Origin of the sequence: Arthrobacter sp. zg-Y1110, from assembly GCF_025244865.1 — a bacterium.
In the GTDB taxonomy this organism is placed as follows: domain Bacteria; phylum Actinomycetota; class Actinomycetes; order Actinomycetales; family Micrococcaceae; genus Arthrobacter_B.
Map to the genome: position 1 here is coordinate 556,967 of NZ_CP104272.1, position 14,511 is coordinate 571,477.

The 14,511-nt window shown below is 64.5% G+C and carries 15 protein-coding genes; 4 read left to right on the top strand and 11 right to left on the bottom strand.

Annotated elements, in window-relative coordinates; translation table 11 throughout:
• The first annotated feature begins 79 nt into the window (after positions 1–79).
• The 4 genes from N2K99_RS02690 (at position 80) to groL (ending at position 3,483) form a co-directional block, all read left to right on the top strand.
• Entirely contained in the window at positions 80–388 is a 309-nt protein-coding gene (locus tag N2K99_RS02690; protein ID WP_227922936.1) for a DUF3263 domain-containing protein, read from the top strand.
• A 67-nt stretch (positions 389–455) separates the two neighbouring features.
• The gene (locus N2K99_RS19035) at positions 456–1,085 is read left to right on the top strand and encodes a LytR C-terminal domain-containing protein (RefSeq protein WP_308036405.1); all 630 of its coding nucleotides are present in this window, start codon (positions 456–458) and stop codon (positions 1,083–1,085) included.
• 200 nt (positions 1,086–1,285) lie between these two features.
• Complete coding sequence (locus N2K99_RS02700) at positions 1,286–1,489, top strand: cold-shock protein (protein ID WP_227922942.1); 204 nt, start codon at positions 1,286–1,288, stop codon at positions 1,487–1,489.
• A 356-nt stretch (positions 1,490–1,845) separates the two neighbouring features.
• Positions 1,846–3,483 (top strand): chaperonin GroEL, encoded by a 1,638-nt coding sequence (gene groL, locus N2K99_RS02705; RefSeq protein WP_227922944.1) that lies wholly within the window; start codon positions 1,846–1,848, stop codon positions 3,481–3,483.
• A gap of 145 nt (positions 3,484–3,628) precedes the next feature.
• Here the strand turns inward: groL and N2K99_RS02710 are convergent, their stop codons facing one another.
• From N2K99_RS02710 to N2K99_RS02760, 11 genes are all read right to left on the bottom strand, one after another.
• Positions 3,629–3,919 (bottom strand): WXG100 family type VII secretion target, encoded by a 291-nt coding sequence (locus N2K99_RS02710; protein WP_227922954.1) that lies wholly within the window; start codon positions 3,917–3,919, stop codon positions 3,629–3,631.
• 180 nt (positions 3,920–4,099) lie between these two features.
• The gene (locus N2K99_RS02715) at positions 4,100–5,491 is read right to left on the bottom strand and encodes a HAMP domain-containing sensor histidine kinase (protein ID WP_308036407.1); all 1,392 of its coding nucleotides are present in this window, start codon (positions 5,489–5,491) and stop codon (positions 4,100–4,102) included.
• Between the two features lie 79 nt (positions 5,492–5,570).
• The gene (locus tag N2K99_RS02720) at positions 5,571–6,284 is read right to left on the bottom strand and encodes a response regulator transcription factor (protein WP_227922956.1); all 714 of its coding nucleotides are present in this window, start codon (positions 6,282–6,284) and stop codon (positions 5,571–5,573) included.
• A gap of 261 nt (positions 6,285–6,545) precedes the next feature.
• A complete protein-coding gene (locus N2K99_RS02725) occupies positions 6,546–7,397 on the bottom strand; it encodes a hypothetical protein (protein ID WP_227933791.1) in 852 nt (283 codons plus the stop codon).
• Complete coding sequence (locus N2K99_RS02730; protein ID WP_227933792.1) at positions 7,394–7,849, bottom strand: hypothetical protein; 456 nt, start codon at positions 7,847–7,849, stop codon at positions 7,394–7,396. Before N2K99_RS02730 ends, N2K99_RS02725 begins: the two co-directional genes overlap by 4 nt.
• A 4-nt stretch (positions 7,850–7,853) precedes the next feature.
• Positions 7,854–8,276 (bottom strand): hypothetical protein, encoded by a 423-nt coding sequence (locus tag N2K99_RS02735; protein ID WP_227933793.1) that lies wholly within the window; start codon positions 8,274–8,276, stop codon positions 7,854–7,856.
• On the bottom strand, positions 8,270–9,418 hold the full coding sequence (locus N2K99_RS02740) for a hypothetical protein (protein WP_227933794.1): 1,149 nt from the start codon (positions 9,416–9,418) through the stop codon (positions 8,270–8,272). The genes N2K99_RS02735 and N2K99_RS02740 overlap by 7 nt, the downstream gene beginning before the upstream one ends.
• Positions 9,415–9,762, bottom strand: coding sequence for a DUF6507 family protein (locus N2K99_RS02745; protein ID WP_227922967.1), 348 nt, complete (start codon positions 9,760–9,762; stop codon positions 9,415–9,417). Before N2K99_RS02745 ends, N2K99_RS02740 begins: the two co-directional genes overlap by 4 nt.
• Positions 9,763–10,029: 267 nt before the next feature.
• Positions 10,030–11,676, bottom strand: coding sequence for a DNA repair helicase XPB (locus tag N2K99_RS02750; protein ID WP_227933795.1), 1,647 nt, complete (start codon positions 11,674–11,676; stop codon positions 10,030–10,032).
• Positions 11,669–14,104 carry a helicase-associated domain-containing protein gene (locus N2K99_RS02755; protein WP_227933796.1) on the bottom strand — a complete coding sequence of 812 codons (2,436 nt, stop codon included), beginning with the start codon at positions 14,102–14,104 and terminating at the stop codon, positions 11,669–11,671. The genes N2K99_RS02750 and N2K99_RS02755 overlap by 8 nt, the downstream gene beginning before the upstream one ends.
• Positions 14,105–14,143: 39 nt before the next feature.
• Positions 14,144–14,455 carry a hypothetical protein gene (locus tag N2K99_RS02760; RefSeq protein WP_227922978.1) on the bottom strand — a complete coding sequence of 104 codons (312 nt, stop codon included), beginning with the start codon at positions 14,453–14,455 and terminating at the stop codon, positions 14,144–14,146.
• Positions 14,456–14,511 lie beyond the last annotated feature (56 nt).

Genomic DNA, 14,511 nt, shown 5'->3' on the forward strand with positions numbered 1-14,511 from the left:
GCCTGCCGTAAATGACAAGCCTGTTATTCCCAATTAGCATGGGCGGTAGATATATACAGGGATCTTTTTGGGAGTGAATGTGGCGGAATCGGCCGAAGCCGAGCGGTTTTCCCTCGATGACGCAGTGGACCCGGACAGCCCGTTGGGTGCCCAGGAACAGCAGATGCTCGCGTTGGAACGGGCGTGGTGGAAATACGCCGGTGCCAAGGAACAGGCCATCAAGGACCTCTTCGGGATGTCGGCCACGAGGTACTACCAGGTCCTGAATGCCCTGATTGATACCGAGGAAGCCCTCGCCCATGATCCGATGCTGGTCAAGCGATTGCGTAGACTACGTACGACCCGCCAGCGTGCCCGTACCGCCCGCCGCCTGGGCACCGGCGTCTAGCGCCGGTTCCCTCCAATGTTGGCCGCCCAGTACGCGGCGCCATCAGAACAAGGATTGAAACTCCACAATGAGCCAATACCCTCGGGACGAGTTCGACAAGGTCCCCGAAACGTCCGCGCGGCAGGGCGTGCACCGCGAACGCCTCATTCCCACGCGTTCCAACGGGCTGGGCCTGCTGATCACCGTGGGTGTGCTCGCTCTGCTGATCGGCTTGGCAGCCTACTTTGTCCTGCCGCGGCTGGGGATCGGTGCGGGTTCCGCTGCTCCGTCCCCGGAGGCCCAGGCTTCGGCGCCTGCTTCCGCGTCCGCCTCAGCTGCAGCCACTCCGACTCCCGAGGCGAAGGCCGACGACGCCTCGCCGAGTCCTGCTCCGGCATCCACGCCGGCTCCGACGCCGACGCCAACGCCGACGCCGACTGCGCCGGCGATTGACCGTACCCAGCCGGTTGCAGTGTTCAATGCCAGCGGCGTGACCGGACTTGGTGCAGGTGTTTCCGGACGGATGTCCGCTGCAGGATGGGCAGTTGGAACGGTCGCCAACTGGGCCGGAGCGCCCCAGCAGGGATCCGGCGTCTACTACAGCTCCCCGGAGCTGGCAGCCAACGCGCAGGAAATCGGTGCGCAGCTGGGAATTCCTGCTTTGGAAACGCCCGGCTTCGCCAGCGTCACCGTGATCCTGGGCCCCGGATACCGGTAACCGGGGCCTCGGGTAAAAAGACCATAACGTTATCAACACCCCTGTATGTGATCGGGATCACCGTAGTTAGAGTGATGCCAGCCGGTTTGCGCCGCTGACCTCGGCCTCCCTCGGGGACCGACAGAGGGACGGATCCGGCGCCTCCGGCGTCCAAGCATGCCGCCGGAGGGCGGCATCGGAATCTAGGTTGGAGAAAGATCATGGCGCAGGGGATCGTCAAGTGGTTCAACGGTGAAAAAGGCTACGGCTTTATTACCCTCGACGAAGCAGAAACGGATGTGTTCGTCCACTGGTCCGCCATCCAGGCATCGGGTTACCGGACGCTGGAAGAAGGACAACGAGTGGAGTTCGAAATCGGCCAGGGCCAGAAAGGTCCGCAGGCCGAGGAAGTCCGAGCACTGTAGGCCACTCTAAGTAACATCCTCCCGGCTTGGGGGCGGGATCGGCAGCGGCGGAGCTTCGGCTCGGCCGCTGCTTTTGCATTCACCCGCCGGCAGCGGTCGGGAACGAAAGTGAACCGCGTGGCATGTCAGCGTGATCGCTTGCACTCAGTGTGTGGGAGTGCTAATTATTGACTTAGCACTCTTGCCGGATGACTGCTAAATGTCCGACGGTGTTGAGTGAACAAGCAACCCACTGGAGTGAGGAACGGGGAGCGCGTAAAGAGATCGCGCGAGCCGATCCGTCCGTCGCGGGCACTCCAGCCAGGAATGCAACATTTTGCTCCAAGCATGACTGTTCCGGAAGGACGATAGCCGTTATGGCCAAGATCATTGCATTTGAAGAAGAGGCACGCCGCGGCCTCGAGCGCGGGTTGAACATCCTCGCCGACGCCGTCAAGGTGACCCTCGGCCCGCGTGGCCGCAACGTGGTCCTCGAAAAGAAGTGGGGCGCCCCCACGATCACCAATGACGGCGTTTCCATCGCCAAGGAGATCGAGCTGGACGATCCCTACGAGAAGATCGGCGCAGAGCTGGTCAAGGAAGTTGCCAAGAAGACTGACGATGTTGCCGGTGACGGCACCACCACGGCAACTGTCCTCGCCCAGGCACTGGTCAGGGAAGGCCTGCGCAACGTTGCCGCCGGCGCCGATCCGCTGAGCCTGAAGCGCGGCATCGAGAAGGCTGTTGCCGCCGTTACCGCCGAACTGATTGCATCTGCCAAGGAGATCGAAACCAAGGAGCAGATCGCCGCTACGGCTTCCATTTCCGCCGGTGACCAGCAGATCGGCGACCTGATTGCCGAAGCACTGGACAAGGTGGGCAAGGAAGGCGTCATCACGGTCGAGGAGTCCAACACCTTCGGCCTGGAACTGGAACTCACCGAAGGCATGCGCTTCGACAAGGGTTACATCTCCGGTTACTTCGTCACCGACGCCGAGCGCCAGGAAACGGTCCTTGAGGATCCGTACATCCTGATCGTCAACTCGAAGATCTCCAACGTCAAGGATCTCGTTGCCGTCCTCGAGAAGGTCATGCAGTCCGGCAAGCCGCTGCTGATCATCGCCGAAGATGTTGAGGGCGAAGCCCTGGCAACCCTGGTGGTCAACAAGATCCGCGGCACCTTCAAGTCCGTAGCCGTCAAGGCACCGGGCTTCGGCGACCGCCGCAAGGCACAGCTGGCCGACATTGCCATCCTCACCGGTGGCCAGGTCATCGCCGAAGAGGTTGGCCTGAAGCTGGAAAACGCCACGCTGGACCTGCTGGGCAAGGCCCGCAAGGTTGTTGTCACCAAGGACGAAACCACCATCGTGGAAGGCGCAGGCGACGCTGAAGAGATCGCCGGCCGCGTCAACCAGATCCGTGCCGAAATCGAGAACTCCGATTCGGATTACGACCGCGAGAAGCTGCAGGAACGCCTGGCCAAGCTGGCCGGCGGCGTTGCAGTCATCAAGGCCGGTGCGGCAACCGAGGTTGAGCTGAAGGAACGCAAGCACCGCATTGAGGACGCTGTCCGCAACGCAAAGGCTGCCGTTGAAGAAGGCATCGTCGCCGGTGGCGGCGTGGCCCTCATCCAGGCCGGCCTCAAGGCCTTCGCCAACCTGTCCCTCGAGGGCGACGAAGCAACGGGCGCCAACATCGTCCGCGTTGCCATCGACGCTCCGCTGAAGCAGATCGCCTTCAACGCCGGCATGGAGCCGGGCGTTGTTGTGGACAAGGTCCGCGGCCTGCCCGAAGGCTTCGGCCTGAACGCAGCAACCGGCGAGTACGAAGACCTGCTGGCTGCCGGCATCAACGACCCGGTAAAGGTAACGCGCTCTGCCCTGCAGAACGCAGCTTCCATCGCCGGCCTGTTCCTGACCACCGAAGCAGTGGTTGCGGACAAGCCGGAGAAGTCGGCCCCCGCCATGGGCGGCGCTGACGAGATGGCCGGCATGGGCGGCATGGGCGGCTTCTAAGCCCCGCAGCTCTTAGCTAAAGCGTAAGCAGGCGCGGCACCCGGACCGGGTGCCGCGCCTTCTTGCATTTAAGCGTGCACCGCCGCATTTAAGCGCGCACCGCCGCGCAAAGCGCCGGTACAGCCCCCGGCACCGGCGGGCGCCGTCAGTGCATAAAGAGCGAAGTGTTCGCCGCCTCCGTCTCGGCGTACTGCGCCGAGGCGAAGGCCAGCGCCTGGTTGATGCTGTCCAGTGATTCCTCCACCCGGGCCTGGGTGGCCCGCCAGTCGGTAACCAGCAGCTGGAAATTGGACGACGCCGATCCCCGCCAGATCTCGCTCAACGAGGCCAGTCCGGCCTGCATTCCATTCACGTCTGCCCGCAGGCGTTCGATGGTTCCCTGCACTTCGGCACTCTTGGCAGCCAGCGCCTCGCTGTCCACGGCAAATAAAGGCATGATTTCCTCCTGGTAGTGTCTTGGGACCGATACCGGAAGGCTAGGCCGGCAGACGGCCGTCAACGCGCGAAGGACCAATGGATGTGGAGTGCCACGGCGGGTCTGCCTCGGGGCGGGCGTTGTGGAGGGCAGCACGGTCCCTCCTGCCCGTCTGGAGCCCCCGTATGCGCCCGGGGAGGGTCAGTTGTCGTCAGCCTCGTCCGGACGCTCGGGGAACTGCTCCGGAGCGCGGTAGGGCAGGCGGATGGATAGGGTGGCGCCTCCGCCTTCCGTCTCGGCCAGCCGCACCGTCCCGTCGTGCTGGGCCACCAGGGCCGCCACAATGGCCAGTCCGAGGCCGGTGCCGCCGGTCTCCCGGTAGCGGGAGGAATCGGCGCGGTAGAAGCGTTCGAACACCCGTGCGGCGTCGTCCTCGGAAATCCCGGGCCCGTGGTCCCGTACCTCCAGCACCGCATCCATCCGGTCATGGATAACGGGTGCAACTCCGACTGCCACTTCGATGGGGGAACCGGCCGGTGTGTAGCGCAGGGCGTTGGTCATGAGGTTCGCCACGACCTGCCGCAGCCGGGCCTCGTCTCCCATGGTGGGTGCACTCTGCGGCGCGTGGCCGTCCAGCCCCACCACCCGTATATTCCGATCGGGGGCGCTGGCCCGCGCGTCCAGTGCGGCGTCGTTGCCCAGGATCATCAGGTCCACCGGCTCGTATTCGAGCGGGCGCTGCTCGTCCACCCGGGCCAGGGTCAGGAGGTCCTCGACCAGTTGTCCCATACGCTTGGCTTCGCTCTCGATCCGGCCCATGGCAGCGGAGATCTCCTCGGGTTTCTGGAGGGCGCCGTGGCGGTACAGCTCCGAGAACCCGCGGATGGTCACCAGCGGGGTCCGCAGCTCGTGGGAGGCATCCTGCACGAAGCGGCGCATCTTGCGTTCAGACTGGGTGCGGGCGGCAAACGCCGTTTCGATATGGGCCAGCATGGCATTGAGCGAGCGGGACAGGCGGCCGATTTCCGTGGCCGGGTTGCCCACCTCCACTCGGCGGGACAGGTCGCCGGCGGCAATCGCGGCAGCGGTTTTTTCGACCTGGCTCAGCGGTCGGAACTGCCGGGTGACCGCCCAGTAGGCGATCCCCGTGGCGCCCAGGGTTCCCAGCAGCCCGACCGAAAACACCAGCGACGCCGCTTCGTCCACGGTCGCGGCGACCGAGTCCAGCGGGATCGCAACGGCGACGGACCCGGGCAGGTTCTCGAAATCGTAGATGCGTACCCGCCAGCCCTTGGACGTCGGCTCGGTGCCGCGGACATCGAAGCCCTCGGTACCCATCGCCTCCACTTGGTCGGAGGTGTAGTTCTCGAGGTTCGGGATGTCCGTTGCCGACTCGGAATGCGTTGCCGGACCATGGCTGCCGTCTTCGTTCAGGTACAGCCCGTAGTACCGGAACAGGGAGGCATCAGTACTCGGCTCGTTGACCAGCAGGTAGCGCGACACCTTGGACGCATTTGCGTCGATGTCCGCGTCCAGCCGGTCCACGAGTATCTGGCGCAGCAGGGTAATGGTGGCGAAGCCGGTGATAGTCACCGTAACCACCATGAGCACCGCCATGATGGCGAGCAGCTGCGACCGAAGTGAAGCGGATTTCCAGCGCCTTATCAAGGTCCTAGCGCTTCTCCGAGGACCGCAGCAGGTAACCCACGCCGCGCTTGGTCTGGATCAGCGCCGGCGCGTCCGGACTGCGGTCGATCTTGCGGCGCAGGTAGGAGATGTAGGACTCCACGATGGAGGCGTCTCCGTTGAAGTCGTATTCCCAGACGTGGTCCAGGATCTGCGCCTTGGACAGGACACGGTTCGGGTTCAGCATCAGGTAGCGCAGCAGCTTGAACTCGGTGGGGGAGAGATCGATCGTGATACCGCCGCGGCGCACCTCGTGGGCGTCGTCGTCGAGCTCCAGGTCATCCACGCGGATGACGGCGTCGTCGTCCTCGAGCGGCTGGGTGCGGCGCAGTACGGCGCGGATCCGCGCCACCACCTCGTCGAGGCTGAAGGGCTTGGTGACATAGTCGTCGCCGCCCACGGTCAGTCCGGTGACCTTGTCCTCGGTGTCGTCGCGGGCGGTCAGGAAGACCACGGGGAAGTGCTGTCCGGCAGCGCGCAGCCGGCGGGTGAGCGTGAAGCCGTCCATGTCCGGAAGCATCACGTCCAGGACCGCGAGGTCCGGGTTGTGGGAGTCGACGGCGGCGAGGGCCTCACGGCCGTTCGCGGCAGCGACGACGTCGAACCCGGCGAACCGCAGCGAGGTGGACAGCAGCTCGCGGATGTTGGGCTCATCATCGACAACAAGGAGGCGTGCTTCGGGTGCAGACGATTTGTTCACCCGCCCAGTTTCTTACATTTAGCTGGACGTTGTCTGTAGGTGGGCAGAACAAAATCTGGGAGGGTCCGGTGAGCGGTGCCGGAAGCTGAACGGCATAGCCCGCAGAACAGCTAGGCGTTTCCGCCGGAATTACCCCGATGACTCCCAAAACTTCTTGGTGCCGTTCTTGAGTGATTGGCCCCGGTCCTTGCCTTCGACGAAATTCCCTTTGCAACCCTGCCGAGACCGGCAGGACGGATTCTGGAAATGTCCGGTGAATCGCTAGGCAAACCGCGGAGGACGCTGGAAACGTACGGACTCGACGAGGTCAACTAAATGGCGGTAGACGTTGGCTGAGGGGATGGAAGCCAGGGTTGCCTGGTCCTCGTCGGCCACCACGCGATAGTGGCCGGCGCCGCCGGCATTCAGATACCCCACACCCTCGCCGGTGGCCGGGTCCATCACGAGATGCCAGAGGAACCACGGCTGGGACCAGGCATACGCCAAGGCTTCGTCCGCCCCCTCAGGCAGCGGGGCCCCGGAGTCCCGGTGCCTCTCGTTGAGGATCTCCACAGGAAAGGCAGCGGGAGAGACAGGCAGGTTCCATGCCGGCGAAATCCCCAGCCATGCCGCGAGAACAGGGAAGAGCTCATGGAGGCTCACGAACTTCAACTGCAGCTTTCCGGCGGTGTCCGCGGGTTTTTCGGACGGGCTTGCCAACACGCCCGCCGAGGGGCCGGCGAGCATGAGTGCGTTGGTTCCGTCCAACCAGACCTGCAGCTCGGTCGCTTGTCCCAGGGAGGACGCCCTGAAGTGAAGGACCGCTGCTGGCTGGTCGAGCGGCCGCGTAATGACCCTGCCGCCGGGGGTAAGCCGTCCGGCGCTGTCCAGAAGCCCCGCGTCGGCCAGGACCTTGATAGACGGTCCGTTGCCCGATCGCTCCAGCCGTCCTATCCGGCCGTTCTGGGCGACCCGGTGCAGCATGGACGCCGCCGCCGGATCAAGCCATGGTCCGTCGGAGGCAAACGGTTGCTTCGCCCGAAGGCCGCTTAAACGCTCGAGAGGGACACCTGCCAGGCGGCTTGCAACCTCTTCGAGGGAAGGTTCGCGGGTGGGAACGTACATCTCGGTCACGCCGGCTCCTTAATCTGCGCAGACGAGCACATCAGCTCAAGGACGGCATCGTAGGCACCTAGCTCCGCGGACGCGCACGAGGTGGTAACCAGGACTCCGTGGCCGGCGGTCTGATGCACATCCACCCGGCAGTGCACGGCGAGTCCGCCGCTGGAATACGTGTACTCGATGATGCGGCCCTCCCCGCGGGCGGGAGGGAACCTGTCCACGGAAATAAAGTAGACGTCCTGCAGCATGGCGTGGGCGTAGGAGAGGACCAGTGTGCTCAGTTTCTCCATGCTGCCCGTGTACGGAAAGCTGTTGACGACAACGCTCGGACGGAAGGCCCCTTCAGCAGCCACGGGTGCGGCCAGGACCAGATCAGCGGAATCCGTTAGACCGCCGATTTCCCAGTCATGCGGCCTGCCGATGGAACAAAACCGGGATTCTTCACGCAATAGTGGTTCCAGCATTCCCTTACCTTCCGGCACGCTTACGCACCCACGTGGTGACCGGGTCGCCGCCGGTATGCAATATGTCTTCCTTCACGGCGCCGTTATCGATCCACCGGCGGTACCAAGCCGGAAGAAGGGGCCTGGGTAGCCGGGTTACGGCGGCGATGCACAGGAGGACTGACAGTCCGGCCAGCGCCTGAAAGCCAATACCCAGGAAATCAGGCGCACGTAGGCTTCCCGCCACTCCTGCTGATGCTCCGAAAACCACGGCAAGCCCGGCATAAAGCATCAAGAAACCGAACTGCGGATGTTTCCCCATTTCATATGCCATCATGTGGCGGACCCACCGCCGCCACTTACCGCGGTAAGCAGCAATTCCGGATACGAGCATTGCTGCGCCAACCGTATATATACCGATCCAGACCAAGTATTCCTGCATTACCATAGTGAACCCCAGAACTCCTTGACTGCGCCATTCCATGAGTCCTCATGGCTTTTACCTTCGGTCTTGTCCTGGGCGTAACTGCCCGCAGCCTCGCCGGCTGCTCCGCCGAAGAATCCGCCGACAAAGCCGCCGACGATGCCGCCGATCAGGGTCCCCGGGCCCGGGAAAACGGACCCGATGGCGGCTCCCGCTGCCGCACCCGCCCAAGCGCCCCCTGCCCCGCCCAAGACAGATCCCGTGGTTTCGAAAGCTGCGTTTTTGGCCGCACTCGCTACCCGCTCGCCCGTGTCATATTCGGGATGGTCTATCAGGTCCTGGTTCCACTCTTCGGTCACGTTGTCATAAATGGAGAGGCCGATGTCCAGTGCGCCCAGCGCATTACCCGCCCGTTTCGCCCACGGGGGCATATTGGCCAGTTCATCATTGGCCACCAGAACGGTGCGCTCGTATTCGTGCTGTTGTATGCGCAGTTCCACGGTGGTGGTTAGCGTGGCCCGAGTGGCCGGAACCACGGTGCCGTCTGCATAGGTAATAAATACCCGGCTGATGTCGAGGGTCTGGACGTGGACGGTGCTGGAAACAGTTACCCGCACCCTTTCCTGATGGATCCTGGTCAGAACATTGTCGGCCGCATCATTGGCTATGTCCCAAGCAGGGGTGTCCGTAAAGCCGGGAGAATCGGGGAGCTTGGCCGGGTCGGCCTGCCGGATGGCTGCGGCGCAGGCTTCCTCCGCCGCAGCGTACTCCTGCGCCAGGGCGGAGATTTCGGCGGCCACTTCCGCTTCCTTGTTCTTGCCGTAGTCAGGATCGTCATCAGTTGATTCGGGATAGGAGGTGCCGGCCGCCGAAACGAGCTCCTTGTGCCGGGCCTGCATGCCGCGGACCGCCTCCGCGAAGGTGTTCAACGCAGATTCGATCAGGAGGGTCACAATCTGTGCTTCGTCAGTGAAGACGGTTACCGGCTTCATCGCTTCGTACACCAGCGACTGTTCCGGGGCCTGATAATGCGGCTGAATGCCGTTCCAGATAGTAACAAGCTCGTTTCCGGACTGGGCGGCACGGGTGCCGGAGGCCGCGATCAGCGCGGCATCGGAAATAATCAGGTCCGGGTCCGGAAGGACCGGCAACGCATCCGCACTCATTTGTCCGCCTCCGGAGATACGCTGGGAGCAGCGATGGATGCCTGCTGATTGGCGGTCTCCGCCATAACCTGGTCGCCGTCGATGTACGCATGGATAGCATTTGCGGTTTCATCAAGAACTTTATCGGCGCGCTGTACTGCACTGGCTACCAGCGGGCCCAGGTAGCCCTCATAGACTTCCATCAATGCGCCGGTGATAAGTCCGCTGTTGACACTTTCCGCAGCGCCCGTCAGGGCATTCCGAAGAACGTTTCCTTCTGTTCCAAGTTCTCGGTGTTCTGTTCTGGCTTGAACTATCACGCCCCGGGTTCCCGCGACGTCGATATCCCACCCATTAAGTGACATCCCCCATTATCCTTCCCCCTGCAAAAAAGCTCCGCCAGCGACACCGGTTTACCGTATGTCCTTGGACAAGCGCATGTCCATGGGGAGAACTACCCATGGACATCAACGCAATTGCCAAAGCGCCCAATATGCGTTCAAGGCCTTTTGCAATAAGCAGTTTGCCAGATAGGCGGATATGCCGCTCGGAGGGAAAGCGGCATCGGTCTTTTGGCGATATCGCGTTATGGGCGCAGAGGGGAAGGTCCCTCGCCGAAGCCGTGCCCGGGGCTACACCGGCTTTTCGATGTCCGTGGCGTCCAGGATGGAATAGGCATAGCCCTGCTCCGCGAGGAACCGCTGCCGCTTGGCCGCGAAGTCCTGGTCCAGGGTGTCGCGGGCCACGACGGTGTAGAAGTGCGCCGCCTTGCCGTCCGCCTTGGGGCGCAGGAGCCGGCCCAGCCGCTGGGCCTCTTCCTGCCGGGAGCCGAAGGAACCGGAGACCTGGATGGCCACGGAGGCCTCGGGCAGGTCGATGGAGAAGTTGGCAACCTTGGACACCACGAGGGTGCTCAGGGCGCCTTCGCGGAATTCGTTGAAGAGCCGCTGGCGTTCCTTGACCGGGGTGTCACCCTTGATCACCGGTGCGTCCAGGCGCTCGGAAAGTTCGTCCAGCTGGTCAAGGTACTGCCCGATCACCAGGGTCTGCTCGCCGGCATGGCGCTTCACCAGCTGTTCGACGACGCCGGTCTTGGTTTCCGACGTCGAGCACAGCCGGTACTTGTCCCCGTCTTCGGCCATGGCGTAGGCCACCCGCTCATCCCGCGGCAGGTCCACCCGGACCTCGATGCACTCGGCGGGCGCAATGTAGCCCTGCGCCTCGATGTCCTTCCACGGGGCGTCGTACCGCTTGGGACCGATCAGGGAGAAGACCTCGCCCTCGCGGCCGTCCTCGCGGACCAGGGTGGCGGTCAGGCCCAGCCTGCGCCGGGCCTGCAGGTCCGCGGTCATCCGGAAAATGGGTGCCGGCAGCAGATGGACCTCGTCGTAGATGATCAGGCCCCAGTCATTGGCGTCCAGCAGTTCCAGGTGCGGATACAGCCCGCCCCGCTTGAGCGTCAGGACCTGGTAGGTGGCGATGGTGACCGGGCGGACTTCCTTCACTGCGCCGGAGTATTCGCCGATCTCGTCCTCGGTCAGGGAGGTGCGCTTCAGCAGCTCGTCCTTCCACTGCCGGGCGGAGACGGTGTTGGTCACCAGGATGAGGGTGGTGGTGGAGCTGGTGGCCATGGCCGCCGCCCCGACCAGGGTTTTGCCCGCACCGCAGGGCAGCACCACCACGCCGGAGCCGCCGGCCCAGAAGTTCTCAGTGGCGAGCTTCTGGTAGGGGCGCAGCGCCCAGCCGTCCTCATTGAGCAGGATCGGATGCGGCGTGCCGTCCACATAGCCGGCCAGGTCTTCGGCGGGCCAGCCCAGTTTCAGCAGCAGCTGTTTGAGCTGGCCGCGCATGGCGGACTGCACCACGACGGTTTCGCCGTCGATCCGCGGGCCGAGCAGCGGCTGGATCTTCTTGGCATGCATTACTTCTTCGAGCACCGGATAGTCGTTGGTGCGAAGCACCAGCCCGTGCTGGGGATCCTTCTCCAGCCGCAGCCGCCCGTACCGCGACATGGTTTCTTCAATGTCGATCAGCAGCGAGTGCGGCACCGGGAAACGGGAGTACATAAGCAGCGTGTTCAGGACCTGTTCGGCGTCGAGCCCCGCGGCCCGCGCATTCCACAGGCCCAGCGGCGTCAGCCGGTAACTGTGGATGTGCTCGGGGGCACGCTCGAGTTCGGCGAAAGCCGCGATGGCGTGCCGGGCCTCGGTTGCCTGTTCATGATCGACCTCCAGAAGAATCGTCTTATCGCTCTGGACAATCAACGGTCCGTCAACCATGTGCCGGGCTACCCTCCACTATTTCCACGTCCATAATCCGATGTACTGACACTGTGCGTTCGACGTCGTGGCGCGGGTCGTAGACCCGGACCCTGCCGTCGCTCACTGAGAGGGGAACGAAAATTTCCTGCCGCTGATTCCCCTGGGCATCCACCACGCCCATGCGCACCGAACTCTTGGTCCGGATGGCCTTGCGCAGGGTTTCCAGGCTGACCAGGGACTGGCTCTCGCCGCCGGTATGCGGGACGGGCCCTCCGCCGCGCAGCGCGGCCAGCTGCCGGTCCAGGTCCTCGTCCGTAAGTTCCCACGGATTCAGCCGGGCCCTGGAGGAGGACGGCGCCGGCACAGGGATCATCCGGTGGGAGCCGACCGGCTTGCGTGCCGGTCCTTCCAGTGCCGGGGGATAGCCGAGCTCCCGGAGGGAAAAGGTGAGTTCCTTGGCCGGCACGTTGGCTGCGACCACTGTCGGGGCCAGCCGCACCAGGCCCAGTGAAGCGGTCCGCGGGTCCGCCAACAGGGCGTTCAACCCGGCCTCGTCATCACTGCGCAGATAAGATCCCGCCGCGCCCACCCGCAGCCGGCCGTACCGGGCTGCCGTGTCCTCCACCAAGTAGCGCAGCGGCTGGGGGACATCCGTTGCGGAATGCTGGTGCAGGAAGGCGAGGATGCCGTCGGCGTCGAGCCCTTCATCCAGTGCCCGCCGGATGGACTCGGCCGAGAACCGGTAGATCGTTGCCGGGCCCTGGCCTTCCGCCGTGGAAATCAGGGCCAGCTCCCGGGCGACGTCGGGCTCCAGATACCCGGGCGCCACCGCCGTGAGGTCAGCCTGCAGCAGGAAGGAGTTCAAGGGCGCAGGCAGGGCGTCGCGCAGCACGGAGGTGGCACGGGCATAGTCGCTGCCGGCAACGGCCGACCCCAGCACGGTCAACGCACCTGAACCGAGCAGCCCCAGCTGGGCTGCCTCCTTCAGGATGCCCGGAACCAGCCGGGCAAAACGCCGCTGCAGCCGCGGCTGGTGCCAGGTCAGGGCACTGATGAGGTCCTCGGTTTCGAAGGCACCGACAGTCTCGTTTTCGCCCGCACCCTCGACGTCGGATAGCAGCGCAAGCATTTCCAGTGCCCGACGGCGGACCACTGGGGCGTCCGGGCGGGAAACTTCTGCGGCCAGCGCGTTCACTGCTCCGCCTGCCGGCAGGGGTGCACCCACCAGGGACGGTGCGCGGTCCGCATCCAGCCAGGCTTCGACCAACCGGCGCCACTGATCTTCACGGTTCTGGGTAAGCCAGGTTCCCTCTGTGGTGCCCCAGCGTGAGGTTGCGGCATCCAAGGTGATCAGCCCGGCCAGGGCCGCCAGTTCCAGCAGCCAGGACGTAGCGGCACCGTCCAGCCGCAGCGATTCGGAGAGACGGCGCACTTCGCGCACGCCAACGCCTCCGGAGCGGAGCGTCCCGATCGGGTTTTCGGCCGCAAGCGCCAGCAGTTCCGTTACCAGCCGCAGGGTTTCGGCCACCGCTCCAAACGCGGCGTTGTCCCGCAGGTTGCGGGCGACGTTGCGGGGAACCGGCCGGGGTGCTTCCAACTGGAAGTCCGCGACGATTACATGGCCGCGGGAGGCCTGACCCACCGGCCGCGGAAGTTCCACGTGAAGCGCATCCAAAGGGACCAGGAGGCCGCGGGCCACGAGCCACTCCACCGGGGTGGGGGAGGGGTTGTCCAGGACGGCCCGTCCCAGGGCGGCTTTCTTGGGGATGGTGCCCACCGGTGAATACTTGAACCGGCGAAGCAGGTCTGCTGTCTGCGGCGGAGCGCCCTCCATGAGCGTCGCCCAGCCTGCAGGATCAGAGACCAGATGATGCAGGGAATGGGCGGCGGTGGCGGGGGTGTCGGCCTTCTCTATGGGCAGTCCGCTGCTGCGCAGCCCCTCGACGATGCCGACCAGGCGTTGCCCGAACTCCGGATGCTGCGCCGCCAGGGTGGAATACGGCCTGCCCAGCCCGGCGGGGTAGGCCCCCAGCGCCTCCCCAAGGACCGAGACGGGTAGATAGAACCGGCGGGAGGCATCAGCTTTCGGCGCTCCGGGGTGCGGCTTGGCCCGCCGCAGCAGGGCCAGGGAATGCAGGTGGCCCAGGATCGCATCGAGGGACTTGATGGTTGAGCCCGAGATTGTTGTTTTCAACCATGAGGCGGTGGTGCTGAGCTGGGAATCTTCGTTGGTGGTCAGGTCCACCGCTTCCAGGACCTGCAGCTGCGGTGCCGTCAGTTTTTCGAGGATCCGCTGGACGCTGACGCGTGTGGAAGCACGCGCAGCCAGAGCCTGGAAATCCGGGACGGCGGGGAGCGCCAAATCGGGCCGGGCCGCGAGCAATTCACGCAGTTGGTCATCACTGCGTGCTGCTAAATCTTCGGCCAGGGCTCGAATCGCGGACATCAAAACCACGTTACCTGAGTGGGGAGAAAAACGGACCGATCAGCCCCGGCGCCGCCGCCTGATTCCGTCGATCACCAAGCCCGCCATAAGCAGGAACGCGAGGGGGAGTGCGTAGAGGGATGCGGCAATGAGCCAAGGCGCCACTGCCTGGCTCCCGAGGTAGAGGGCCAGTACCGCGGCGAGCGTGCCCAGTCCGAACAGGGCCAGCAGGGCCGCAAGGACGGCGGCAAACCGGCGGAGCGGAGAGTTGCGGGGAGGGACTTGGGGATCCGGCGGGGTGTGGGGTGCCGGAAACTGCTTCTCTGCGCGTGCCGCGGGGACCCGGACCTTCTCCGGTGGGGTGTTGCTCATGGTAATTAACGCTAACAGCGGAAAACTGGGGGACAAAGGGGAGACCTTGGTGCCCC